The sequence below is a fragment of the Salinicola socius genome (assembly GCF_001937195.1).
Classification (GTDB): Bacteria; Pseudomonadota; Gammaproteobacteria; order Pseudomonadales; family Halomonadaceae; genus Salinicola; species Salinicola socius.
This window is the reverse complement of the sequence record NZ_MSDO01000026.1, coordinates 1-23,501: the sequence shown is the minus strand read 5'-3', so window position 1 is coordinate 23,501 and position 23,501 is coordinate 1. Positions and strand designations below refer to the sequence as shown.

Annotated in this window: 23 protein-coding genes; 12 read left to right on the top strand and 11 right to left on the bottom strand. The window is 64.4% G+C overall.

Annotated elements, in window-relative coordinates; translation table 11 throughout:
* Window positions 1-39 precede the first annotated feature (39 nt).
* From BTW07_RS16700 to BTW07_RS16675, 6 genes are all read left to right on the top strand, one after another.
* Window positions 40-687, top strand: coding sequence for a ZapG family protein (locus tag BTW07_RS16700; protein ID WP_075571317.1), 648 nt, complete (start codon window positions 40-42; stop codon window positions 685-687).
* 120 nt (window positions 688-807) lie between these two features.
* Window positions 808-3,048 (top strand): DNA helicase II, encoded by a 2,241-nt coding sequence (gene uvrD, locus BTW07_RS16695; RefSeq protein WP_075571316.1) that lies wholly within the window; start codon window positions 808-810, stop codon window positions 3,046-3,048.
* Between the two features lie 147 nt (window positions 3,049-3,195).
* Window positions 3,196-3,921, top strand: a complete 726-nt coding sequence (gene phoU / locus BTW07_RS16690; RefSeq protein WP_075571315.1) for a phosphate signaling complex protein PhoU — start codon at window positions 3,196-3,198, stop codon at window positions 3,919-3,921.
* Window positions 3,922-4,032: 111 nt separating this feature from the next.
* Complete coding sequence (gene cysZ / locus BTW07_RS16685; RefSeq protein ID WP_075571314.1) at window positions 4,033-4,761, top strand: sulfate transporter CysZ; 729 nt, start codon at window positions 4,033-4,035, stop codon at window positions 4,759-4,761.
* Between the two features lie 308 nt (window positions 4,762-5,069).
* Window positions 5,070-5,681 (top strand): superoxide dismutase, encoded by a 612-nt coding sequence (locus BTW07_RS16680; protein WP_075571313.1) that lies wholly within the window; start codon window positions 5,070-5,072, stop codon window positions 5,679-5,681.
* Window positions 5,682-5,864: 183 nt separating this feature from the next.
* Window positions 5,865-6,914 (top strand): siderophore-interacting protein, encoded by a 1,050-nt coding sequence (locus tag BTW07_RS16675; RefSeq protein ID WP_075571312.1) that lies wholly within the window; start codon window positions 5,865-5,867, stop codon window positions 6,912-6,914.
* 144 nt (window positions 6,915-7,058) lie between these two features.
* Here BTW07_RS16675 and BTW07_RS16670 read toward each other — a convergent pair whose 3' ends face one another.
* The 6 genes from BTW07_RS16670 to BTW07_RS16645 all read right to left on the bottom strand — a co-directional run bounded on the left by BTW07_RS16670 (window position 7,059) and on the right by BTW07_RS16645 (window position 13,687).
* Complete coding sequence (locus tag BTW07_RS16670; RefSeq protein WP_198651222.1) at window positions 7,059-7,910, bottom strand: M23 family metallopeptidase; 852 nt, start codon at window positions 7,908-7,910, stop codon at window positions 7,059-7,061.
* 89 nt (window positions 7,911-7,999) lie between these two features.
* A complete protein-coding gene (locus tag BTW07_RS20285; protein ID WP_075571311.1) occupies window positions 8,000-9,685 on the bottom strand; it encodes a methyl-accepting chemotaxis protein in 1,686 nt (561 codons plus the stop codon).
* A 128-nt stretch (window positions 9,686-9,813) separates the two neighbouring features.
* A complete protein-coding gene (gene phoR / locus BTW07_RS16660; protein WP_075571310.1) occupies window positions 9,814-11,163 on the bottom strand; it encodes a phosphate regulon sensor histidine kinase PhoR in 1,350 nt (449 codons plus the stop codon).
* 8 nt (window positions 11,164-11,171) lie between these two features.
* Entirely contained in the window at window positions 11,172-11,861 is a 690-nt protein-coding gene (gene phoB, locus BTW07_RS16655) for a phosphate regulon transcriptional regulator PhoB (RefSeq protein WP_075571309.1), read from the bottom strand.
* A 141-nt stretch (window positions 11,862-12,002) separates the two neighbouring features.
* A complete protein-coding gene (ubiA, locus tag BTW07_RS16650) occupies window positions 12,003-12,953 on the bottom strand; it encodes a 4-hydroxybenzoate octaprenyltransferase (RefSeq protein ID WP_083941987.1) in 951 nt (316 codons plus the stop codon).
* Window positions 12,954-12,985: 32 nt separating this feature from the next.
* Complete coding sequence (locus BTW07_RS16645; RefSeq protein WP_075571308.1) at window positions 12,986-13,687, bottom strand: chorismate--pyruvate lyase family protein; 702 nt, start codon at window positions 13,685-13,687, stop codon at window positions 12,986-12,988.
* Window positions 13,688-13,723: 36 nt separating this feature from the next.
* Here BTW07_RS16645 and BTW07_RS16640 point away from each other — a divergent pair, with 36 nt between their 5' ends.
* From BTW07_RS16640 to BTW07_RS16630, 3 genes are all read left to right on the top strand, one after another.
* Window positions 13,724-14,962, top strand: a complete 1,239-nt coding sequence (locus BTW07_RS16640) for an NAD(P)/FAD-dependent oxidoreductase (RefSeq protein WP_075571307.1) — start codon at window positions 13,724-13,726, stop codon at window positions 14,960-14,962.
* 168 nt (window positions 14,963-15,130) lie between these two features.
* Window positions 15,131-15,406 carry an HU family DNA-binding protein gene (locus tag BTW07_RS16635; RefSeq protein ID WP_071230476.1) on the top strand — a complete coding sequence of 92 codons (276 nt, stop codon included), beginning with the start codon at window positions 15,131-15,133 and terminating at the stop codon, window positions 15,404-15,406.
* Window positions 15,407-15,556: 150 nt separating this feature from the next.
* Window positions 15,557-15,913 (top strand): hypothetical protein, encoded by a 357-nt coding sequence (locus tag BTW07_RS16630; protein WP_075571306.1) that lies wholly within the window; start codon window positions 15,557-15,559, stop codon window positions 15,911-15,913.
* 142 nt (window positions 15,914-16,055) lie between these two features.
* Here the strand turns inward: BTW07_RS16630 and BTW07_RS16625 are convergent, their stop codons facing one another.
* From BTW07_RS16625 to trpB, 3 genes are all read right to left on the bottom strand, one after another.
* Entirely contained in the window at window positions 16,056-16,769 is a 714-nt protein-coding gene (locus BTW07_RS16625; protein WP_075571305.1) for a pirin family protein, read from the bottom strand.
* Between the two features lie 130 nt (window positions 16,770-16,899).
* On the bottom strand, window positions 16,900-17,739 hold the full coding sequence (trpA, locus tag BTW07_RS16620; protein WP_075571357.1) for a tryptophan synthase subunit alpha: 840 nt from the start codon (window positions 17,737-17,739) through the stop codon (window positions 16,900-16,902).
* 62 nt (window positions 17,740-17,801) lie between these two features.
* Entirely contained in the window at window positions 17,802-19,040 is a 1,239-nt protein-coding gene (gene trpB / locus BTW07_RS16615) for a tryptophan synthase subunit beta (RefSeq protein ID WP_110661639.1), read from the bottom strand.
* Window positions 19,041-19,167: 127 nt separating this feature from the next.
* On the opposite strand from trpB, the gene BTW07_RS16610 reads away from it, so the two are divergent.
* Complete coding sequence (locus tag BTW07_RS16610; protein WP_075571304.1) at window positions 19,168-20,145, top strand: LysR family transcriptional regulator; 978 nt, start codon at window positions 19,168-19,170, stop codon at window positions 20,143-20,145.
* On the opposite strand, the gene nanR is transcribed toward BTW07_RS16610, so the two are convergent.
* Together nanR and BTW07_RS16600 are read right to left on the bottom strand one after the other, a co-directional pair.
* Window positions 20,103-20,843 (bottom strand): transcriptional regulator NanR, encoded by a 741-nt coding sequence (gene nanR, locus BTW07_RS16605; RefSeq protein WP_075571303.1) that lies wholly within the window; start codon window positions 20,841-20,843, stop codon window positions 20,103-20,105. The two genes, BTW07_RS16610 and nanR, sit on opposite strands and share 43 nt — an antisense overlap.
* Window positions 20,844-20,945: 102 nt before the next feature.
* Window positions 20,946-22,010: a Gfo/Idh/MocA family protein gene (locus tag BTW07_RS16600; RefSeq protein WP_075571302.1), complete on the bottom strand. Its 1,065-nt coding sequence runs from the start codon at window positions 22,008-22,010 to the stop codon at window positions 20,946-20,948.
* Window positions 22,011-22,214: 204 nt separating this feature from the next.
* Between BTW07_RS16600 and BTW07_RS16595 the strand changes: the two genes are divergently transcribed.
* Together BTW07_RS16595 and BTW07_RS16590 are read left to right on the top strand one after the other, a co-directional pair.
* The gene (locus BTW07_RS16595; RefSeq protein WP_144076944.1) at window positions 22,215-22,964 is read left to right on the top strand and encodes a D-apionate lactonase family protein; all 750 of its coding nucleotides are present in this window, start codon (window positions 22,215-22,217) and stop codon (window positions 22,962-22,964) included.
* A partial coding sequence (locus BTW07_RS16590; RefSeq protein ID WP_208605428.1) for a D-apionate lactonase family protein occupies window positions 22,961-23,501 on the top strand: 541 nt, incomplete at its 3' end. The genes BTW07_RS16595 and BTW07_RS16590, both read left to right, overlap by 4 nt.

Sequence of the window (23,501 nt, the reverse complement as noted above, 5' to 3'; positions counted from 1 at the left end):
GACGATTTTTCTTTCAATCACTCAAGAGGCGGCTGATTTATGGAGAGCATTGGCGTAGGGCCCTGGATTGCCATCGCGGTGGCCGTGGGGGCCATAGGGGTGCTGGTCGGCTACTGGCTGGGCACCAAGATGGGCGGCCACAATACCGAACCGATGCGTGAGCTCAATCGCGAGCACAAGGTCTACAAGGAAGACGTTCGCGAGCACTTCGAGCAGGTCTCCGCGACCATGACGCGGATGGTCGAGGACTATCGCGAGATGTATCACCATGTCGCCAGGGGCGCCGAGAAACTGGCCGACATGCACCACGAGACGGTGATCGAGCCGCCGCCCAAGCCCGAAGCGATCACTCAGGATCTGCGGGCCGATGGCGAGGAGAACGAGGCATCGCCTGCCGACGAAAACCGCAAGACAGCGACAGCGGCCACCTCTACCGCTTCTCCCGCATCGGCTTCCCGGGCAACGGGTCCGGTGAAGACGCCCTCGGCGACGGCGCCCACGGCGTCCGGTACGGCAGCGAAATCTTCTGCCTCGTCTTCCGCATCGCCAGCCGCCGCCTCTTCGTCGGCCGGCAAGGCATCGGCCGGGACGGCCGGTGGTAATGCATCCGGCTCGTCGAGCGCTCGTCCGCAGGATGCCGCGATCCGCGCTGCCGCCGAGGATGCCGCCACGGCGCAGAAGCGCTGATCGCCCACGCCAGTCAGCGGCGGCAGTTGCCAACAGGCGTCGTGTCAGGTGGAGCGGGCCGGCTATGTTAAGCTGGCGCGCTCTTCTCTATTTCCAGCAGCAGGCCCCGCACGGTTTCCAATGGATGATGTCTCGGCACTAATCGACTCCCTCAATGCCAATCAGCGCGAGGCCGTCGCCGCGCCGCCCGGCAATATGCTGGTGCTGGCCGGTGCCGGCTCGGGCAAGACCCGGGTACTGGTGCACCGCATCGCCTGGCTGTTGCAGGCCGAAGGCGTTTCCCCCTACGCCATTCTGGCGGTGACCTTCACCAACAAGGCCGCCCGCGAGATGCGGACGCGTCTCGAGGCGCTGCAGGGCGCGACGCTTCGCAACATGTGGGTCGGCACCTTTCACTCCATCGCCCATCGCCTGCTGCGCACGCACTGGCACGACGCGCGGCTGCCCCAGCATTTCCAGATCATCGACAGCGACGATCAGCTGCGGCTGGTCAAGCGTCTGCTGCGGGACCACAACGTCGACGACGAGCGCTATCCGCCCAAGCAGGTGCAGTATTTCATCGGTGGCTGCAAGGAAGAGGGGCTGCGTCCGCAGCAGGTGGCGACCCATGGCGACCCGTACATGGCCAAGATGGTCGAGCTCTACGAGCTCTATCAGCTGACCTGCGAGCGCGGCGGGCTGGTCGACTTCGGCGAGCTGCTGCTGCGCAGCCTGGAACTGCTGCGGGATACGCCAGCGCTGCTCAAGCACTATCGCGAGCGCTTCGGGCACATCCTGGTCGACGAATTCCAGGACACCAATACCCTCCAGTACGCCTGGCTCAAGCTGCTGGCGGGCGCCGATGGCAATGGAGGGAGCGATGACGATCGTGCCTGCATGATCGTGGTCGGCGACGACGATCAGTCGATCTACGGCTGGCGCGGGGCCAAGGTCGAGAACATTCGCCGCTTCGAGAGCGAATTCGCCAATACCCGGACGGTCCGCCTGGAGCAGAACTATCGCTCCACCAGCGTGATTCTGGATGCCGCCAATGCGCTGATCAGTCAGAACAGCGGGCGCATGGGCAAGGAGCTGTGGACCGATGGCGAGACCGGCGAAAAGATCTCGGTCTACGCCGGTTTCAACGATCTCGACGAGGCGCGCTTCATCGTCGATACCATCGGCGAGCAGTCGCGTAACGGCTTTTCCCGCCGCGAGATGGCGATTCTCTACCGCTCCAACGCGCAGTCGCGGGTGATCGAGGAAGCGCTGATTCGCAGCGGCGTGCCGTATCGTATCTACGGCGGCCAGCGCTTCTACGAGCGCCTCGAGATCAAGAACGCGCTGGCCTATCTGCGGCTGCTGCTCAACCGCGAGGACGACGCCTCGCTGGAGCGGGTGATCAACGTGCCGGCGCGAGGCATCGGCACGCGTACGGTGGAGATCCTGCGTGGCCGCGCCCGCGATACCAACGTGTCGCTGTGGCAGGCGCTGCACGACAGCCTGAGCGACGGTACGCTGAAGGGTCGCGCGGGCAATGCGGTTAACGCCTTCGCCGAGCTGATCGAGCGGCTCGATAACGACACCGCCGGCATGGCGCTGTACGAGATCATCGACCATGCCCTCCAGATTTCCGGTCTGATCGAACATCATCGCAGCGAGAAGGGCGAGAAAGGTCAGGCGCGGGTCGAGAACCTGGAGGAACTGGTCAACGCGGCGCGGGCGTTCTCGCAGAATGCGCAGGCCAACCCGATCGATCTGCAGGAGGTCGGCGAAGGTGCCGCGGCGCTGGAACCGTTCCTGGCCGAGGCGGCGCTCAACGCGGGCGATCACGAGGCCGACGAGTTCGAGGACTGCGTCCAGATGATGACGCTGCACTCGGCCAAGGGGCTGGAATTCCCGGTGGTGTTCGTGGCCGGCATCGAGGAGGGTCTGTTCCCGCACAAGATGTCGCTGGAGGAGCCGGGGCGCCTCGAGGAGGAGCGCCGGCTCTGCTATGTCGGCATGACCCGCGCCATGCGCAAGCTCTATCTGACCTACGCCGAGATTCGCCGTCTGCACGGTCGCGAAACGATGGCGCGCCCGTCGCGCTTCCTGCGCGAGGTGCCCGAGGAGCTGCTCGAGGAAGTGCGCCTGCGCGGCCAGATATCGCGACCGGTGACGTCGCGGCCGAACGTGGGGCCGGCACGCCAGCAGGGCATCGAAGGCGGCGACGATCTGCCATCGCTATCGCTCGGTCAGCGGGTCAGCCATCCGCTGTTCGGCGAGGGCGTGATCCTCGATGCCGAGGGCGAAGGCGCGCGCGCCCGGGTTCACGTCAGCTTCGAAGGCGAGGGTGACAAGTGGCTGGTGCTGGGCTTCGCCAAGCTCACGCCGCTGTGACCAGGCGCGGGTCACGCCGCTGCCGGGTCAGCCCAATGCCGACGTCGTCATCTGTTTGCAATACTGTTGTGCCAGAATGGCGAGATAGGTCGTAAAACGTTCGTCGCGTCCCCTGTTTTTCGTCGCGCCTCTCATTTGGAGCCACGCATGGATATCACCAGCGATACCCACAGTCAGCACATCTCGCAGCAGTTCAATCAGGACCTGGAAGCCATCAAGACCCAACTGATGGCGATGGGCGGACTGGTCGAGAAACAGCTTCAGGAAGCCCTGACGGCACTGCTGGATGGCGATAGCCAACTGGCGATACGGGTGCGCGACAACGACAGCAGCGTCAACGACATGCAGCTCAAGATCGATGAGGAGTGCGTGCGGATTCTGGCCCGGCGCCAGCCGGCTGCCTCCGACTTGCGCCTGGTCATTGCGGTCATCCGGGCCACCAACGATCTCGAACGCATGGGTGATGAAGCCAACAAGATCGCGCGCAATGCGATCGACCTGATCGAGGCCGGACGGATTCCCCAGGGCAGCATCGAGATCCGTCATATCAGCGAGCACGTCGGCCATATGCTGCGCGATGCGTTGACCGCCTTCGCCCGTTTCGATACCGAACTGGCGCTGAAAGTGGTTCAGGAAGATGCCTCGGTGGATAGCGAATACACCACCGCCATGCGTTCGCTGGCGACCTTCATGATGGAAGATTCACGCTCCATCGGCGGCGTGCTGAGCGTGATGACGGTACTGCGAGCGCTGGAGCGTATCGGCGATCACGCCGACAACCTCGCCGAGCATGTCATCTATCTGGTCAAGGGCCACGATATTCGCCATATCTCGAAGAAAGAGCTCGACGCGGAAGCCCTGCGCGGCCGCTAGCGCCGAACCGGTACCAGGGGCGGCACTGGCTGTCGCTGCATTGACGCCTCATCGGCGGGACTGTGTTAGCGTGTCGATCACGCAACATACTGTCTGGTCGACGGATTCGGCATGATCTATCCCCTGAAAGCGATTATCGAAGGCACGCGTCTGGTTTTCGAACCCGGCCTGCGCCGCTACGTGATTGGCCCCATCGTGGTCAACGTGCTGCTTTACGGTGGCACCCTTTTCTATCTGTTCGAGAATTTCGGCGGCTGGCTGGATTACGGCATGCGCCAGGTGCCGGAGTGGCTCACCTGGCTGGAGTGGCTGATCTGGCCGCTGCTGGTGGCGGCGCTGGCCCTGATCGTGTTCTTCACCTTCACGCTGGTCTCCAATCTGATCGCCGCGCCGTTCTACGGGTTCCTGGCCGAGAAAGTGGAAACCCGCGTCACCGGGCGGCCACCGAGCGACGAGCGCGGCCTGGTCAAATCCGGTGTCGATGCGCTGGGGCGTGAACTGGTCAAGCTGGGCTACATTCTGCCGCGCATGGCGGCACTGTTCCTGCTGGGCTTCGTGCCGGGCCTGAATCTGATCACGCCGTTTCTGTGGGCGGCGTTCTCGGCCTGGATGATGGCCGTGCAGTATCTCGATTACCCGATGGACAACAATCAGGTCGGCTTCACCGACATGCGCCGTCGCCTGCGCGCGCGCTGGTGGCCGACGCTGACCTATGGCGCCTGCATGTCGGTGGCGACCTGGGTGCCGGTACTCAACCTGATTCTCTTGCCCGGCGGCGTTGCCGGTGGCGTGCTGTTGTGGGATCGCTACTACCGGCCGATGGTGCCGGCCATTCGCTGAAGCCTGGCCGCCTGACCGCGTTCCGGGTGTTCCATTCGGCAAGAAAAATGCCGAACGGGGTTGAAAGCCGTCGCCGGGCACGCCATCTATCAGAAACGCGCTGGAGATTTGCCGAAGCGCTGAGGACAGTGGTTCAGCGCTTCGAAAAATCTTTGGAAATAGGCTTTAAAATCAGGGTACTGCTCTGAATGCGCAACGCGTGACAGCCTTCGGGCCTGCTTGACACCGAGACGCGTTGCTCACTATTTTGATTGACCCGAGAGGCGCCCACGCCGGGCAATGCCTCCTCATGAATGGGAGTTTTGATCATGGCTCATAGCCTACCGTCGCTACCTTATGCATATGACGCGCTGGAACCCAAGATCGATGCAATGACGATGGAGATTCATCACACCCGTCACCATCAGACCTATATCAACAACCTCAACGCCGCGCTGGAAGGTACGGGCCTCGAGGACGTGCCGGTCGACAAGCTAATGGCCGATATCGACAAGGTGCCGCAGGACAAGCGCCAAGCCGTTATCAACAACGGTGGCGGGCATGCCAACCACTCCCTGTTCTGGACCGTGATGTCCAAGGATGGCGGTGGCGAGCCGACCGGCAAGGTGGGCGAAGCCATCGAAAGCGAGCTGGGCGGTTTCGAGGCCTTCAAGGAAGAGTTCAAGAAAGCGGCTACCGGGCGTTTCGGTAGTGGCTGGGCGTGGCTGGTGGTCACCCCGGAGAAGAAGCTCAAGGTCATCAATACCTTGAATCAGGACAGCCCGCTGATGGAAGGCCTGACCCCGATTCTGGGCCTGGACGTCTGGGAGCACGCTTACTACCTGAAGTATCAGAACAAGCGTCCGGACTACATCGCTGCGTTCTTCGACGTCGTCAACTGGGACGAAGTCAATCGTCGCTATGCCGAAGCGGCCGCCTGATCGGCGAATCGTCGCCACAGGCTTGAGCGATTTCGAGATGCCCCCGTCCCGGTTATAGCCCCGGAGCGGGGGCATCCTGCGCTGATTCCCACCATCACGCCTTTTCTGATAGGCTGAGGCCGTCGGCTTCCTGCCGGCTCGTTGCCCGACTCTCGTTCCCACTCCGCCAGACGATCCGACATCATGACTGCACTTCGCTGCGACGCCACACTGACGCTCACTGATGTAAATAATTTTCAATTGCGCCTGAGAGCGTTTCTGGATGAGTACGATGTGCTCTATCAGGGTGATGACACGCGAACGGTCATCGAGCTACCGGGGGGCGAAGCGCATTTCGCCAACATTCGCGTGGGTCTGCACATGGAAGCCCGTGCCGAGGCGCGGGACGGCCTGGAGACGCTGCGCGGGATCATCGAATACTACGTGTCGCAGTTTGCCGGCGAGAATGCGCTGCCGCTGCACTGGCACGGTGACGTCGTTGCCGCGCCCACTTTCGCCAACTTCCGCGAGATGCGAGTGGCGCGAATCGAGGACCTTAGCCCCAGCATCCGCCGACTGACGCTGGCCGGCGAAAACCTGGCACGCTTCGATCATCCGGAAGAGTGGCACGTACGCCTGCATTTTCCACCTGAGGGCATCGATCGTCCCCAGTGGCCGCGGCCGACCGCGGAAGGCGGCACCCAGTGGCCGCCGGAGGATCAGCGGGCCGAGATTCGCTACTACACCATTCGCCGCCTGGATGTCGCCAGCGGCGAGATCGAGATCGACTTTCTGCTCCATGACGCGCCGGGGCCCGGTGGAGATTTCGCGCGTCGCGCCAGGCCGGGCGATGTCTGCGGCATGGCCGGTCCGTACGGTCGTGGCGTCGCCGATGCGTCGCATTATCTGCTGGCGGGGGACGAAACCGCCATTCCCGCCATTGCGCGGCTACTGGAGACGCTGCCGGCCCACGCCCGTGTCGAAGCGTGGCTGGAGGTCGAATCGCCGGTGGATGAGGTGGAGCTGCCGATTTCGGATCACTGCCGCGTCAGCTGGCGTCACCGCTGTCGCGGCCATGCGCCCAGCGAGCAGCTCGCCTCTGCGGTGGTCAAGGCGATGCCGGCGGTTCGAGACGACCTGTTCGTCTGGTTCGCCGGCGAAGCGGACGTCAGTCAGCGCCTGCGCAAGCGTCTCAAGCAGGAGTTCGGGCTGCAGAAGGGGCAGCATCTGGTGACGGGCTACTGGAAACGTTGAGCGTCGGCTGAAAAATGCCTGCGCTCGCCCATGCGGCGTTAAAAATCGGCTCGAACGCCAGCCCGGTCCGTTTTCGCCAATTTTTGCCTTGGCTACGCGCCCCGGTCTGGCCATCGCTCACCGATTGTTCAGACGAAGCTCAGCTCATTGTGCCCTGTCGAGTACGAGCAGCGGGTCGATGCGGGTATCGAACCAGTTCATGCCCCAGTGCAGGTGGGGCCCGGTGGCGCGTCCGGTCGATCCCACCAAACCGATCACGTCTCCTTGCTCGACGCTGTCGCCGACATCGACGTCGATCCGCGAGAGGTGAAGAAAGTTGGAGCTGACGCCGTAGCCGTGGTCGAGCAGTATCGTGCCGCCGGTCAGATAGAGGTCATCGGCAAAGGTGATCACGCCGCTGGCCGGGGCCTTGACCGGCGTGCCCTCGGCGGCGGCGATGTCCATCCCCGAGTGCGCCGAACCCGGCGTGCCGTTGTAGATTCGCTGGTTGCCGAAGCGTCCGCTGATGCGGCCCTCGACCGGCCGTAGGAAGGTCTGGGCGAAACCCACCCGATCGTCGTTGCGCGCGCGCTCGGCGCTGACGGCGGCCTGCTCGCGCCGAATGCGCTGGGCGATCTCCGGTGGCGGCGAGACCGTCTTGGGCGGCACGCCGTCGATGCGCTCGATCGGCCAGTCCCGAGGCGTGATCGCAACCGATATCTGGCGACTGCGCCCGTCGGGTGTCGTGATATCGACGGTCTCGGCGCCGCTGGCATCGCGCCCGACGCCGAACACCACGGTGCCATAACCGGTGACACGCAGCGCATGCCCGGCTACCTGAACCCGGCTGCCCGGCGGCACGCGACCGATCACCATCGAGCCCTGCTGGACGCTGTCGGGAAAGGTGATCGGAATCGCCTCGCCGCGCGCCTCGGTCATGACGCCCGCCAGCAGCAGCATGAAGACGATGGCGCCGACGAGTCGGCGCCACGAAAGAGAGATTGGGATGGTCGCCACCTGTGGGCACTCCGTATCGCGAGATGCCGCCACCATAACCCGATGTGCCGTGCGGATCATCTCGCGCCGCGATGGGCTCGGAGATTCTCCTAGAACGATTCCCAGTCGTCGTTATCGTCCGACGTCGAGCGCGCTGTCGACACGGGGCTTGGCGACACGGGGCTTGGCGACGAAGCCGACGGCAGCTGCCGTGGCGTGGCCGCCGGGGTCGGCGAGCGGTATCGCGCCACCAGGTTGTCGTAGTCGACGCTGGCGATCTTGAAGCCGGCCAGGGCCTGTTCCAGCGTCGCGACCTGGGCGTTGAGCGTCGAGGCGGCGGCGGAAGCCTGCTGTACCAGCGAGGCGTTCTGCTGGGTCACCTGATCCATCTGTACCACCGCCTCGTTGACCTGATCGATCCCGTTGGACTGCTCGCCGGAAGCGACCGAGATCTCCTCGATCAGATCGGTCATGCGCGACACGGCCTCGACCACGCGGCGAATGGTATCGCCTGCCGTCGCCACGATCTCGGAACCGGCATCGATCTTGCGATTGGAGGCATCGATCAGCCCGCGAATCTCGCGGGAGGCATCGGCGCTGCGGCTGGCCAGCGTGCGCACTTCGTTGGCGACCACCGCGAAACCCCGCCCCTGCTCGCCGGCCCGGGCCGCTTCGACGGAGGCATTGAGCGCCAGGATATTGGTCTGGAAAGCGATCGAGTCGATCACGCCGACGATCTCGGTGACCTGACGCGAGCTGTCGGTGATGCCCTGCATGGTCGAGACGACCTGATCCATCATCTCGCCGCCTTCGGTGGCGGTGGTACGGGCCTCGCCAGCCAGACCGCTGGCCTGGCGGGCATTGTCGGCATTCTGGCGCACGGTCTGGGTCAGTTCCTCCATGCTGGAGGCGGTCTCGCCGATGGAGGCCGCCTGCTGCTCGGTTCGCGCTGCCAGATCCTGGTTACCGTTGTGAATCTGGCCGACACCGACGGTAATGGTGGTCGAGGCGTGGCGAATGTTGCCCATCGATTCGGCCAGGTGGGTGCGCATGCCTTCGATGGCGGCGAGCAGACTGCGCTGGTCGCCCGTTCGGATGCTCAGCGAGGTGGTGAGATCGCCTTCGGCCATGCCCTTGACCGCATCGCGGGCCTGCCGCGGATCGCCGCCCAGATCGCCCAGCACGCTGCGGATGATCCAGCCCATGATCAGCGTGATGATCGCACCGATCACGCCGGCGATGAGGCTCATCTTGAGCACGCCGGCCCAGAACGCCTGCTGGATGTCGCTGATGTAGACGTTGGCAGCCAGGTACCAGTCCCACTCGGGCACGTAGCGCACGTAGTTGAGACGGGACACATCTTCGCCATCGGCATTGGTCGAGTTGTATTCCAGCGTGCCATCGTCGGGCGAGTCCGCCAGCGCCTTGAGTTCACGATAGAAATAGACCCCGTTGTCATCGCGGAACCCGCTCATGTCGGTGCCGATCTCGCGCTTGGGGTGATAGACCAGATGAATGTTGCTGTCGAAGGCGTAGACATAGCTGCCGTCGAGGTCCAGCGCCGATAGATTCTTGCGTGCGAAGTTCTGGGCAGCTTCGGTAGAGAATTCGCCGTTGGCGGCGCGTTCGACGTAGCGCTCGACCAGGGTGTGGGCGCTACCCACGAAGCTCTTGAGGCTGCTCACGCGTTCGGCCATCAGCGTCTCGCGCTTCTCCAGGGCCATCCAGCCCACCAGAATCAACATTCCCAGCCACATCAGGCCAACCGTGATCCAGAGTTTTTGTCGCATCGTCATCGTGAAGCATCCTAGTGGTCGCGATAAGCGCAATTCATATAAACAATTAAATGGATATGAGCTGCTGGCACTATCGGCCGCCGATGCTGAAGATTGAGAGGAAGTTATTGAAAAAAGCGGGAATGGCGTCAGGGCGAGATGTCGGAAGGGAGCGAGGCTGACCCGGCGCTGGGCGCCAGACGCGGTGCGGGGAAGACGCAACGGAAGCGCGCGCCGAGGCCTGGCCGGCTGACGATCTCCAACTGGGCATCGTGGCGCAGCAACACGTGCTTGACGATGGCCAGTCCCAGGCCAGTACCGCCGGTGGCGGCGCTGCGGCCCTTGTCGACGCGATAGAAGCGCTCGGTCAGCCGGGGGATATGAATGGGGTCGAAACCGTCACCGTCATCCTCGACTTCGATGGCAGCGCCGTCGTGCCAGGGCCGCCAGCGCAGGGTGATGGTACTGCCCTCCGGCGTATAGCGGACCGCATTGAATGCCAGATTGGAGACCGCGCTGCGAATCTCCTTGGTGTTGGCGAGCAGACGCCCCGATTCCTCGATTTCTACCGACAGCTGGTGGCGACCGGCGCTGAGATCGCGGGCATCGGCAGCAATCCCGTCGAGAAGCGAGGGGACATCGATGGTATCGCGGTCATCGTTGGGGCTATCGATCTCCAGGCGCGACAGCAGCAGCAGATCCTCGACCAGATTCTGCATGCGCGTGGTCTGTGCCTGCATCTGACCGAACCCTCGCTGCCAGCGCTCGGGCAACTGGTCGGCATGATCCGAATAGGTCTCCAGATAACCCGCCAGCACCGTCAGCGGCGTGCGCAATTCATGGGAGACATTGGCGACGAAGTCGCGGCGCATCATCTCCAACTGATGCAGACGGGAGACATCGCGGGCCATCAGCAGACGTTCGTTGTCGCCGAACAGGGTGAGATGGAACTGCAGCGTGCGATTGCCTTGCAGTGGCGAGGGGATCAGCAGCGGCTCGCGGTAATCGCCGGCTTCGAAATAGTCGATGAAGCGGGGGTCGCGCAGAAAGTTGGTGATCGGCTGGCCGCGATCGTGGTCGGGCTGCAGGCCCAGCATGTCGCAGGCGGCGCTGTTCCACCACTCGAGGTCGCCGTTGGGGTCGAGCATCACCACGCTGTCGCGCATCGCCTCGCAGGAATCCTGGATGCGACGCAGGATATCGCGCAGGCGCTGCTGCAGTTGGGTCTGGGCCTTCTGGTAGCTGTACAGCCGGTCGAACAGATCCCCCCACACGCCGGTGCCGGGCGGCGGCGCTTCGCGCGGATTCTTCAGCAGCCAGACGTAGAGCAGACGTACGTGGCGCAGGTGCAGAAAGACGTAGAGCCCGAGCCCCGCGGCCAGCCCCCATCCCAGCCCGGCAAACAGATTGCCGCCCAGTTTGCCGAGCAGCATGCCCAGCGCGCCGAGCCCGAACCGCATGTAGCCGAGACGCCACAGTTCGTTGATCCAGTAGCGCACGTCCGGACTTACTCCCTGATCGAAAAGCGGTAACCGGTGCCGCGCACGGTCTGGACCAGGTGCTGATGCGCTTCGCCGAGCGACTTGCGCAAGCGGCGAATGTGCACATCGACAGTGCGCTCTTCCACGTACACATTGCCGCCCCAGACCTGATCCAGCAACTGACTGCGGGTGTAGGCACGCTCCTGGTGGGTCATGAAGAACTGCAACAGGCGATATTCGGTAGGGCCGATCTCCAGCGCGCCGCCGTGGGAGGTGACGCGGTGACTGGAGGGATCGAGCCGCAGCCCGTCGACTTCGACGGCTTCCTCGATGCCCGGCGGCGTGGCGCGGCGCAGCACTGCCTTGAGCCGGGCCACCAGTTCGCGGGGGGAGAACGGCTTGGTGATGTAGTCGTCGGCGCCAGCTTCCAGCCCCTGGACCTTGTTGTCCTCCTCGCCCTTGGCGGTGAGCAGGATGATCGGCATCTCGGCGGTGGCTTCCTCGCGCTTCAGGCGGCGCGCCAGTTCGATGCCGCTGGTACCGGGCATCATCCAGTCGAGCAGGATCAGGTCGGGCTTCTGGTCGAGCGCCATGGCGTGGCCGGTCTGGGCGTTGTCCGCCTCCAGCACGCGATAGTCGGCCATCTCCAGGGCCACGGCGATCATTTCGCGGATGGGTGCTTCGTCGTCAACGATGAGTACGGTCTTGGAGCTCATGCACATGCCTCGGGTGAGCCGCCGGCAGGCTTTCCCGCGTGACGCCAGTGGTGCATCGGGATCGCTTCCGGCCGTGACAGAACGGTGACGATTACATCGTGAAAATATGACAGCGATATGACAGTCACGCCAGGCGTTGCGTCAGAGCGTCGGCCACAAGGTCAGAACCAGCCCTGCAAACAGTAGCAGCCCGGACCAGAAATTGTTGAGGAAAGCGCGGAAACAGGCGTCGCGCTCGCGTTCGCGGATCAGCCACTGTTGGTAGACGAAGGTCGCCGCCATCGCCGCCAGGCCCAGCCAGAAAAATCCGCCCAGCGTTCCCAGCGCGCCGACCCAGACCAGCAGTGCCAGCGTCAGCAGCTGCAGCAGGCCGATGATCCGCTTGTCCCAGGCCCCGAACAGCCGGGCGGTGGATTTGATGCCGATCTTGATATCGTCGTCGCGATCGACCATCGCGTACTGGGTGTCGTAGGCCACGGTCCAGGCGACGTTGGCGACCAGCAGCAGCCAGGCTTCCAGCGGTACCTCGCGGCTCACTGCCATGAACGCCATCGGAATGCTCCATGAAAAAGCCATGCCCAGCACCACTTGCGGCAGATGGGTGTAGCGCTTCATGAAAGGGTAGATCGCGGCCAGCGCGACGCCGACGACCGAGAGCAGCACGGTGGCCAGATTGGTCAGACAGACCAGTACGAATGCCAGCACCACCAGGCCCGCGAACAGGATCTTGGCTTCCTTCTCGCGGATCCGACCGGTCGCCAGCGGGCGCGCCTTGGTGCGTTTGACGTGGCCGTCGAGATGCCGATCGGCGTAGTCGTTGACCACGCAGCCGGCGGCGCGCATCAGATAGACCCCGAGCACGAAGATGATCAGCGTGGCGCGATCCGGCAGCCCGTCGGCGGCCAGCCACAGCGCCCACAGCGTCGGCCACATCAGGAGCCAGGTGCCGATCGGCTTGTCCAGGCGCGTCAGGCGCAGGAAGTCGGGCAGGCGCGCCAGTCCGCGGGGGCGGGCGGACAAATCGTCGCCGCGGGGGCGGGCGGACAAATCGTCGCCGCGGGGGCGGGCGTCTGAATCGTTGGCGCGGGACATGCAGTTCTCCGTAACGGCGGGCCGCAGAGACCTTATCGTAGATGGCACTCGGCTTCGAGATTGGCGTGATCGCGGCGAGGTGGAGGAGAGCCGGCCAGTCCCAGATCTTCGGCCATCTCGCGGCGAAAGCACTCCTGCACCAGCAGTTGAATGTCGCCATGGCGAAAGCGTGAACGCCGTAGCCACACGCCCTCGGCCTCCGCGGAGACGCGTGCCACCTCGATCGGATCGCGCTCCAGATCAGGCTGCGCGAACAGCCAGCTGCCCAGCGAACGTTCTCCCAGCGTGCGCAGACGACGACAGCCGATGCGATCCAGCGGTGCGATCGAGCGTGCCGCCACCCACGGCCGCTCGCCGCTCATCAGCATCACCTCGCGCACCCAGGTAACGTCGGTAGGGGCCAGCCCCAGCGCCCGAGCTTCGTCGCGACGCGGCCGTTCGACGCCCTGATGCATCAGCTTGACTCGAAAGGGGCGCTCGGAGGCCGCGATCAGCCGCGCGGTCAGAGAGTCGGTGGACGCCACCCACCGCCACCAGGCGGCGCTCATCCGAGGGCGCTGAGCGGGGGCGGGAGACCAGCGGACCCAGCGCCAGGCGCGTTCGGCGGATGACAGGGCGTGGCAGTGGCAGGTCGAGGGCACGCGAGACGACTCCCTGAGAAGCAGCATGAAAGCGCCGGAAAAATGGCCGTCAACCGCCGGATGGCGCGGGCCGAAGGCGGCGTAGTGTAACATGAGGTCTCGAGACGACCGACCGAACGAGCCTTTGTCATGCGTCAAATCGATCACCCCTTCGCCCCGCTCACGATCATCGGCACCGGGATGGCGGGCCTCGGCCTGGCCCGGGCGGTTCGCCAGCGCGACCCTGACCGTCAGATTACCCTGATCAGCGCCGATAGCGGCGACGACTATGTCAAGCCGCTGCTCTCCAGCGCCTTCACCAAGCGTCAGACGGCGCAGGCGCTGGTCATGCGCGATGCCGTCGAGGTGGCCGACGCGTTGCAGGCCCGAGTTCGTACCCACACCACGGTGGATGCCATCGACACCGTCAGCCGGCAGCTGCGGATCGGCGTCGAAAGCCTGCCCTACAGCCAGCTGGTGCTGGCCACCGGTGCGGCGCCCCGGCAGCCGTGCACTGCCGAGGCGTCGCGGCACTCCCGGGTGTTCTCGATCAACGATCTCGACGACTACCGACGTTGGCGCGGCGTGCTGGAGCGTCATCCCGGTCGTCAGGCCCGCGTCGCCATCATCGGGGCCGGGCTGGTGGGCTGTGAGTTTGCCAATGACCTGCAGGCTGGCGGTCATCGGGTCACGTTGATTGCGCCCGAGACGACGCCGTTGCCTCGATTGTTGCCGCCGCCGTTGGGGCGAGCGTTGGGGGAAGCCTTCGCGGCCGCCGGCATTCGTGTCAGGTTCGAGCGTCAGGTAACGGCAATCCACGATACCGGCGAGGGCGTGGCGCTGACGCTCAATGACGGCGAATCGCTGGAGGCGGATCTGGTCCTGATGGCTACCGGTCTGCGTCCGCGAACGGCACTCGCCGAGGCGGCGGGGCTGGCGGTCTCGCCGGCCGGCATCCTCACCGATCGCCGGCTCACCACCAGCGACCCGAACGTTTTCGCGCTGGGTGACGTGGCCTGCGTCGGTGGTCTCGAGGCGACGAGCGATAGGTCGGGCAACGCGCGGGGCAACGCGCAGCACCATGGCCTGAATGCGATGTACGTTCAGCCGCTGCAGGCCAGTGCCAAGGCGCTGGCGGCAACGCTCACCGGCACGCCGACCGAGGTCAGCTACGCGGCCTGGCCGGTGATCGTCAAGACGCCGCTGTTGCCGGTTGCCGTGTTGCCACCGCGACAAGCGCCTCAGCGCTGGCGAATCGAGGGAGACGGTGATGATTTCACCGCACTGGCCGAGGACGAAGCCGGCCGGCTGCTGGGTTTTGCGCTCACCGGCCGCTGCGTTCGTCGTAAAGTCGAACTGGCGCGAGTCGCCCCCCCGTTGCTAGGCTAGCCTCGGTGGCTGCAAATGCGTAAGCCACGAATCGTCACCTGATGCTGGACAAACCGCGCCCCAAGCGGCCTATTATGCGATCGGAGGGCGTCGCCCTCATCGAGAACAACAACTCGTTTCAGATGCGAGGCGTGTCAGGTGACGCCATTGCCAAATTAGGAGGGCTCTATGCGTAAGCCAGAACTCGCTGCGGCGATTGCCGAGCGTGCTGATCTTTCGAAGGACAAGGCCAGTCAGGTGCTGAACGTCATTCTCGACGAGATCACCGGTACGGTTTCCAAGGGTAGCGATGTCACTTTGATCGGTTTCGGTTCATTCACGGTTCGCGAGCGCGCCGCACGGACGGGCAAAAACCCGCAGACTGGCAAGCCGTTGGACATCCCCGCCAGCAAGACCGTGGCGTTCAAGCCCGGCAAGGCTCTCAAGGACGCCGTCAGCAAGTAAATTCGGTCAGCAAGTCAATTCGGGTTCCGGGTTCCTGAGTCGCTCATCCGCCAATGGGCGAAGCGATAGCCGATCCCCCCAGAGGCGGGTGGGTCGGCATTCTTGACCAAGCGATATTCCTATCCTGATGATCGGTTCGTGCGAGGTGGCATGAAGCTCAAGTTGATGCTCTGGTGGCTGGGCGTGATGCTCAAACGAGCACGGGCTCGCAAGACGGCGTTTCGCGACACCCTGGAAAAGCTGCAGCGATTCGATTGGGGCGTTGCGACCGAAGATCTGTCGATCGCCCGGCACTATCGCATGACGCCGCAGACGATCCAGAGCGATGTCGGCCTGCCGGTGGATCTGGCGCTGGAACTGCGCTTCCGCGATGCCGACAGCGCCACGCGCTTTCTACGCAAACCTTCCCAGCGCGCCTTTCGCGAAGGGCTGTTCAAGGGGCAGCTGCGGCTGGTGGGAGACTCCCGCGATCTGGAGCGATTGCAGAGTTTGCTCAAGCATTTGTAACGCTGATACCCGACGATAAAAACCGGCAACGTCTCCGTCGCCGGTCAGTACTATCGCTCGCAGCCAGCTATCTCCCGAAACTGACTCTCGAGGCTGACGGCCTCCCAGAACTCACGATCGCTGGAGCTCACGGCCTCGACGCTCAGCGCGGGTTCACGCCGGGCAGATCGAATACCAGCACCTCGGCATCCTCCCCCTGTTCCAGCGTCACGCCCGGTTCATCCACGAGCATCAGCGCATCGCCGCCTTCAAGCGCCTGGCCATTGACCGTGATACTGCCCCTGACCACATGCACGTAACTCTGGCGATCGCCCGCCAGGGTCAGTTCGGCACGCTCCTCGCCATCGAGGAGCGAGGCGTAGATGAAGGCGTCCTGCTGTAGGGTCAGCGAACCGTCACGGCCGTCCGGTGACAGAATCAGACGCAGCTGGCCGCGCTTGTCGGCTTCGTCGAAGTCCTTCTCGGCGTAGTTCGGCGTCAGCCCGCGCTCCCGCGGAAACAGCCATATCTGCAGAAAATGCACCGGTTCGCTGGCGGAGTGATTGAACTCGCTGTGCTCGACGCCACTGCCGGTGGTCATGATCTGTACGCGTCCCGGACCGATCGATGAACCGTTGCCCAGCGTATCCCGGTGACCCAGTTCGCCGCTCAGCACGTAGGAGAAAATCTCCATGTCCTGGTGGCCGTGCTGGCCGAAGCCCTGCCCGGGCGCCACGCGGTCCTCGTTGATCACCCGCAGCGCGCTGAAGTGGACGTGCTTCGGATCGTGATAGCCGGCGAACGAGAACGAGTGATAGCTCTTGAGCCAGCCGTGATCGGCATAACCGCGCTCGTTACCGCGTCGAATCGTCAACATGGCCTGTCTCCTGGTTTTGGGCGCCGAGCGACAGCGACGGCGCAATGGAGACAGTTTATCGACTATATAATCGAACAAAAGCGCGTTTTTGCGCACGGATACGTGCGCAAAATCGAACGATCTGGCGCGCTCACGATTCTCCTCTCCGCGCCCCATCAATCGACTCGGCCAGTTCCCGCGTCAATCCCAGCGCGCCTTCCAACCCTGACTCGGCGAGCCGCTCGACCAGCGCGCTGCCGACGACGACGGCATCGGCAATCCGGGCAACGGCGGCGGCCGTCTCGCCATCGCGCACGCCAAAGCCGACGGCGACCGGCAGGGGCGAGCGTCGTTTGAGCTCGATGAGGGATTCGCCCAGCGAATCCGCGATATCGGGTCGTCGGCTGCCGGTGACGCCATTGAAGGCGATGCGATAGACGAAGCCATCGCCCTGGGCGAGCAGCGCCGACAGCCGTTCCGGCGGCGTGGTCGGCGCTACCAGCGGAATCCGCGCAAGCCCCAGGTCGCGCGCTTTCGCTGTCAGCGAGGCGCCATGTTCCGGCGGAAGATCGACCAGAATCAGACCATCGACGCCAGCATCGGCTGCCGCCTGTAGAAAACGATCTTCACCGAAGCGCTGAATCGGATTGAGATAGCCCATCAGCACGATCGGGGTCTCATCGTCGCGTTTTCTGAAATCCCGCGCCATCTCCAGTGTGCGAGCCAGGCTCTGGCCGTTCGCCAGGGCTCTCTGGCCGGCCCGCTGGATCGCCACGCCATCGGCCATCGGATCGCTGAACGGCATGCCGAGCTCGATGATATCGGCGCCCGCGGCCGGCAAGCGTTCGAGCAGCTCACGGCTGGTCTCGGGATCGGGGTCGCCGGCCATGACATAGGTCACCAGCGCGGCGCGGTTCTCGACCCGCAGTGCCGCGAAACGACGCGTCAGGCGCGAGTCGACGATCAAGGCCTCGGTATTCGAGTTACTCATATTCAGGACCTCCGTACTCAAGACATCCGTATCCAAGACATCCGTATTCAAAGACGAAACGCTCATGATTCGGCCTCCTCGGGCATCAACTGGCGGGTGATGGTGTCCATGTCCTTGTCGCCGCGACCGCTCAGGCAGACCACGATGACCTGGTCCGGCCCCTGCGCCGCCGCCAATTGTCCCGCATGATAGAGCGCATGCGCCGACTCCAGCGCCGGCAGAATGCCCTCCCGCCGGCAGCAGAGCGCGACGGCCTCCAGCGCTTCGTCGTCGGTAACCGCGACGTAGCTCGCCCGGCCGCTGTCGTGAAGATGGGCGTGCTCGGGGCCGACACCGGGATAGTCGAGCCCGGCGGAAATCGAGTGCGCATCACGGATCTGGCCGTCGTCGTCCTGCAGCAGATAGGTTCGATTGCCGTGCAGGATGCCGGGAGTGCCACCGTTGATGCTGGCGGCATGGCGGCCACTCTCGAGCCCTTCCCCGGCCGCCTCGACGCCGACCATGGCGACGTCGTCGTCGAGAAAGGCGTGGAACAGTCCCATGGCGTTGGAGCCGCCACCGACACAGGCGACCAGCGTGTCCGGCAGACGGCCCTGTGTCGCCAACAGTTGCTCGCGTGTCTCGACGCCGATCACCGACTGGAAGTCCCGCACCATGCGCGGATAGGGCGCCGGTCCGGCCACGGTGCCGATGATGTAGAAAGTGTCGTCGACATTGGCGACCCAGTCGCGCAGCGCCTCGTTCATGGCGTCCTTGAGCGTCGCCGTGCCGCTGTGGACGGGTACGATCTCGGCACCGAGCAGGTGCATGCGCTGGACATTGGGCTGCTGGCGCTGGATATCGGTCGCGCCCATGTAGATCACGCAGGGCAGGCCAAGCCGGGCGGCGACCGTGGCGACGGCAACCCCGTGCATGCCGGCCCCGGTTTCGGCGATCAGCCGTTGGCGGCCCATGCGTTGTGCCAGCAGTGCCTGGCCCAGGGCGTTGTTGATCTTGTGCGCGCCGGTGTGATTGAGATCCTCGCGCTTCAGATAGATCCGCGCGCCGCCGAAGTGCTCGGTCAGACGCTCGGCGAAATAGAGCGGCGTGGCGCGGCCGACGTAATCGCGCTGCAGCTCCTGCAACCGCGCCCGGAAGACGGGATCGGCGCGTGCTTCGTCGTAGGCGGTTTCGATCTCGCCAATCAGCGGCATCAGCGTTTCCGCGACGTAGCGCCCGCCATAGCCCAGTCTTTGCGGGTCGCCATGGCCGCGATTCGAGCTGCCACCAAAGAAACCATGCGGGTCGGGAAGGTCAGTCATCATCGAGTTCATCAGTCAGATCCGGTCGGCCGATTCAATGGATTCAGATTAGGCTGGTCGCGCGTCGGAAAAAATCGATAAACTCTCGTCTTCATGTGAGAAAAAATCACCGATTGGCGGAGAAGACATGACGACGCTACCCTCGCTCAATGCGCTGCGCGCGTTCGAGGCCACGGCCCGTCTGGGCAGCGTCGGCGAAGCTGCTCGGGAATTGCATGTCACCCATGGCGCAGTCAGCCGCCAGCTGCGGACGCTGGAGCACCATTTCGGGATCGCGCTGTTCGTCAAGGCCGGTCGCGGGCTGGTGTTGACCGCCCACGGCAGATCGCTGTATCCCGCGGTGGGTGATGCTTTCTCACGCTTGAGCGAGGGGTGTGCGGCGCTTGCGCGGCGCCTCGACGAGGCGCCGTTCGCCCTGGCCTGCCCGGGAAGTCTGCTGGCACGCTGGCTGATCCCGCGGCTCGACCGGCTCAACGCCGAGCTGCCCGAGCTGCGACTGCGCGTCGTTTCCAGCGAGAACGAGCTCGACCCGCGCCGCGAGGATATCGATGCCACGCTGCGCTTTGCGGCGCCACCGTGGCCTGACGACATGGCGGTGATCCCGCTGATGCCGGAGCGAATCGTTGCCGTGGCGACGCCGGAGATCTGGACGACGGCGTCGAAGGCCTCGGCCAGGGCGACACTTGAACGGCTCACGCTGCTGGACACGGCGTCGCGGCCGCAAGCCTGGCCCGAATGGGCGGCTGCCATGGGCGTCGACGATGCGACGCTGTCCGAGGCGCGCGCCAGGGGCCGCAGCTTCGAACATCTCTACTATCTGCTGGAGGCCGCGCTGGCGGGGCTGGGCGTTGCCATTGCCCCGCAGCTGCTGGTGGCGGGCGAGCTACGTCAGGGGCGGCTGCTGGCGCCGTGGCCGGTGATCGAGACCGACGCCTCGCTGGGACTGTGGCTGGCCCCCGGCGTCGATACGCGCCGCGGCGAACGGCTTGCCGAATGGTTGCGTCGCGAGCTGTCCCTTACCGCGATGGAGAACGACTCGATGATGAGGCGCGAACGGTCGAGTCAGTCACGACTGTCCTCCTCCTCGAGGGATGCCGCGCGCTGACGATAGAGCTCGCTGGCTCGGGTGAGGTGATCTCGCATCGCCTGTTCCGCCGCATCGGGATCGTTGTCGGCCAGGCAATCGACGATCTGGTGGTGTTCGCGAAGGGAGACATCTTCCGCCCCGCGAAAACTGACGATGCCGAGATGATAGTCCTTCAGCCAGTGCAGCATGGCGCGGGCGGTCGCCGAAAAGATCGGATTGCCGGTCATGTCGGCGATGGTGCTGTGAAATTCCATGTCGCGCTCGATGAAGGCATCGCCGTGTCGGCTCTGCTGCATCTCGTCGATCAACCGACGCAATGTGGCGATATCCTCGACTGTCGCCCGTGTCGCGGCCATGCGCACCATGCCGGCTTCGAAGAACACCCGGGCCTGCTTGAGATGGTCGATGTTCTCGGCATCGTCGTCGAGCAGAAAGCGGGCGGTGGTATCGAACTGGGAAATCATGGCGTCGACGGTGACTTCGCTGACCCGAGCGCGTTCGCCATGGTTGATGGTGATCCGGCCCATCGACGCCAGTTGCTGCATGGCTTCGCGAATCGCCGGTCGGCCCACGCCGTAGAGCGTCATCAGCTCGCGCTCCGGGGGCAGCTGGTCGCCGGGTTGCAGCTTCTGAGTGCGAATCAACGCCAGCAGGCGTTCCAGGACTTCATCCGATAGCTTGCGTCGACGAATCGGTCCCGCGGCGATGTCATTCATGGCGTTCCTGTGTAATGGCGACGGCTTCGCGCACCGTCCTGTCGATACGCACCCTAGCATAGCCGTTTCGGCCAACGGGAAAACAGTCATCGTGGCTGACGCTCATCGACTCCAGCGCGCCGGAACGACGCTCTGATGCGCCGCCGCCGCGCGATAGGCGGCTTCGACCAGCGCCAGCGTGTTGAAGTTGTCCTCGCCATGGGTCTCGACCGCACGACCATGACGACGTGCCTTGAGCCAGTCGGCCTGGAAGGCGAGCACGCTCTCCTGAATCGGCCACCACGGAGCTTCACTCCAGGCTGGAGGCTCGGGACGAACATCGCGCCTGTCGCAACCGCCCTCGGCGCCATGGATCTCCAGCTCGAAATCCTGACGCAGGCGCAGCGAGCCGTTGTCACCGTCGATCTCGATCAGGCTCTGGGGAAACGGGTCGTCGGCCAGCCGGGTGGCGTAACTGCAGTCCACCACGGCGGTCACGCCGTCGTCGTGATGCAGCATCAGGGTGGCGACGTCCTCGCCGTTGATCCCAGGATTGACCCGCGCGGTCTCGCAGCTGAGCCGCTCTACCTCGCCGAACAGGGCGCGGGCGATATCCAGCACGTGAATGCCCAGATCCTCGATGATGAAGCGCTCGACGCGAGCCAGATAGGGTTGCGCCTTGTAGACGTCGAAGCCGCTGCGATAGCTGATCCGGCCGAAGAAGGGCCGGCCGATCCGTCCGGCCCGCAACACCTCGATCGTCTGGCGCACCGCCCGTTGCCAGCGGAAGTTCTCGTGGATGCTGAGACTCACGCCGTTCTCTGCGCACTGGACGATCAGTCGGCGGGCCATTGCCAGCGAACCGGCAAACGGCTTCTGGCAGATGATGTCGACGCCGTGGCGTGCCGCCAGCGGCACCAGCGCCGCGTGGGCCTGCGTGGTCGTCGCGATATCGACGAAATCCAGGCCTCGATTACCGGAGCCGGTGAGCGCCGCGAACATCGTCTCGGCGTCGGTGAACGTATCTTCGATACCGAACAATGCCTGAAAATGTGCCAGCCGCCGTGGATCGCGGTCGCACAGGGCCACGATGCTAACGCCTTCCAGCTCCTGCCATGCCCGCATCTGATTCTCGGCGAAAAAGCCGCAGCCGATCAGCGCGCCCTTTACGATTCGTTCTCCGGCCATCCAGGTCACTCCTGCAATCACTGCTTCCGATGGTCCTCTCCCGGTCTGGCTTTCCCGGAGTGGACAGCGTAATGGCATTAAATCGGGGCATGGAGATCATGTCATCATACCAAAGGTCGAATGGCATCCCCTGTCAAACCCGCCATCATCGAAGACAGGCGGGTCAATCACCGCATGACGATCGTCGATCAGGGAGACCAAGGCGTGGCAGAGAATGATATCCCGATAGCAGGCGACTCTCTGGCCATCGCTCGTTACGGCACGTCCAGCGCCGATCCCGATCTGCGTGATATCGGGCTGGGCCCGCTGTCGTTCAGCTGGCAGGCGGGGGCGCTGCGTTGGCTGCGATACGGTGATATCGAGATCGTTCGCGGTATCGCCGCCGTTCTTCGCGATCCGCAGTGGGGGACTTTCGCGCCGATCGTCGATGACGACTGGATCGCGTTTTCCGAGGACGACGCCACGCTGACGCAGACGTTTCATCTGCCATCGGGGAAGGGCGCCGAACCCTGTCTTCACGGCCAGCTGAGAGTCGCGGCCAGCGTGCGTCAGGTCACGGTCACACTGATGCTCGAAGCGAACGCCTCGTTCCCGACTGCGCGTAGCGGCTTGAGCGTGCTGCTACCGCTGCGTGGGATTGTCGGCGCGCCGGTGAAGGTCACCCATACGAATGGCCGCAGCGAAGCGGATCGCTTCCCTCGCCTGATCAGCCCGTCCCAGCCGCTGTTCGATATTCGACGGCTTGAGTTCTCTCCAACGCACGATGTCACGTTGAGAATCGATTTCGATGGTGATGTCTTCGAGATGGAGGATCAGCGCAACTGGTCGGATGCGTCGTTCAAGATCTACAACCGACCGCTGGCCTGGCCCACGCCCTACGTGCTGAAAGCGGGCGATCGGATCATGCAACAGGTCACCGTTTTGCTGCTAGATCGCGACGGAGGCTCGCCATGAGTGTCGCCGGTCGGACGATCCGGCTCGGAGAACCGCTATCGCTGATGCTGCCGTCCATCGGATGCGGCGTGTGGCTGGATCGTCTTTTCGATCTGGATCCGACGCTCGAGCGCCTGTCGCGGCAGCTCGAGGCCGTCGCGCCACGGCATCTGGACGTGCTGCTCGATCTGCGCGATCCGCTGACACTCGAACGGTTGGCCGGTCTGATGTCCCTCGCCAGCGAACGCCGCGTGGCGATATGGCTCTACGTGGTCTGCGAGGACAGCGATCCCGGACGGTCGCTGGCCGCGCTGGCCAGGCGGCTGGAGAGCGTGTCGCTCGTACCGGCAGGGATGCTGGTGACGCCGGCGGCCTATCTCAAGAGTCACCAGCCGGATGGCGACTGGCCTTCGGGTACCTCGCCCGATCAGGCACTGGCGGCAGCGCGTCCGTTATGGCCGGAGCTGACGCTGGGCGGCGGCGTGCCCACCTACTTCACCGAGCTCAACCGCTGCCGCCCGGACCCCACGACGATCGACTTCATCACCCATGCCGTCT

Bases quoted from the DNA above. Each gene is read 5' to 3' on its own strand.
- BTW07_RS16625 (WP_075571305.1), bottom strand. From the start codon at position 16,769: ATGTTGACGATTCGACGCGGTAACGAGCGCGGTTATGCCGATCACGGC.
- phoB (WP_075571309.1), bottom strand. From the start codon at position 11,861: ATGAGCTCCAAGACCGTACTCATCGTTGACGACGAAGCACCCATCCGC.
- BTW07_RS16675 (WP_075571312.1), top strand. From the start codon at position 5,865: ATGACTGCACTTCGCTGCGACGCCACACTGACGCTCACTGATGTAAAT.
- BTW07_RS16600 (WP_075571302.1), bottom strand. From the start codon at position 22,010: ATGGCCGGAGAACGAATCGTAAAGGGCGCGCTGATCGGCTGCGGCTTT.
- BTW07_RS16700 (WP_075571317.1), top strand. From the start codon at position 40: ATGGAGAGCATTGGCGTAGGGCCCTGGATTGCCATCGCGGTGGCCGTG.
- BTW07_RS16680 (WP_075571313.1), top strand. From the start codon at position 5,070: ATGGCTCATAGCCTACCGTCGCTACCTTATGCATATGACGCGCTGGAA.
- BTW07_RS20285 (WP_075571311.1), bottom strand. From the start codon at position 9,685: ATGACGATGCGACAAAAACTCTGGATCACGGTTGGCCTGATGTGGCTG.
- cysZ (WP_075571314.1), top strand. From the start codon at position 4,033: ATGATCTATCCCCTGAAAGCGATTATCGAAGGCACGCGTCTGGTTTTC.
- uvrD (WP_075571316.1), top strand. From the start codon at position 808: ATGGATGATGTCTCGGCACTAATCGACTCCCTCAATGCCAATCAGCGC.
- phoU (WP_075571315.1), top strand. From the start codon at position 3,196: ATGGATATCACCAGCGATACCCACAGTCAGCACATCTCGCAGCAGTTC.
- BTW07_RS16630 (WP_075571306.1), top strand. From the start codon at position 15,557: ATGAAGCTCAAGTTGATGCTCTGGTGGCTGGGCGTGATGCTCAAACGA.
- BTW07_RS16635 (WP_071230476.1), top strand. From the start codon at position 15,131: ATGCGTAAGCCAGAACTCGCTGCGGCGATTGCCGAGCGTGCTGATCTT.
- nanR (WP_075571303.1), bottom strand. From the start codon at position 20,843: ATGAATGACATCGCCGCGGGACCGATTCGTCGACGCAAGCTATCGGAT.
- trpB (WP_110661639.1), bottom strand. From the start codon at position 19,040: ATGACTGACCTTCCCGACCCGCATGGTTTCTTTGGTGGCAGCTCGAAT.
- BTW07_RS16640 (WP_075571307.1), top strand. From the start codon at position 13,724: ATGCGTCAAATCGATCACCCCTTCGCCCCGCTCACGATCATCGGCACC.
- BTW07_RS16645 (WP_075571308.1), bottom strand. From the start codon at position 13,687: ATGTTACACTACGCCGCCTTCGGCCCGCGCCATCCGGCGGTTGACGGC.
- trpA (WP_075571357.1), bottom strand. From the start codon at position 17,739: ATGAGTAACTCGAATACCGAGGCCTTGATCGTCGACTCGCGCCTGACG.
- BTW07_RS16610 (WP_075571304.1), top strand. From the start codon at position 19,168: ATGACGACGCTACCCTCGCTCAATGCGCTGCGCGCGTTCGAGGCCACG.
- ubiA (WP_083941987.1), bottom strand. From the start codon at position 12,953: ATGTCCCGCGCCAACGATTCAGACGCCCGCCCCCGCGGCGACGATTTG.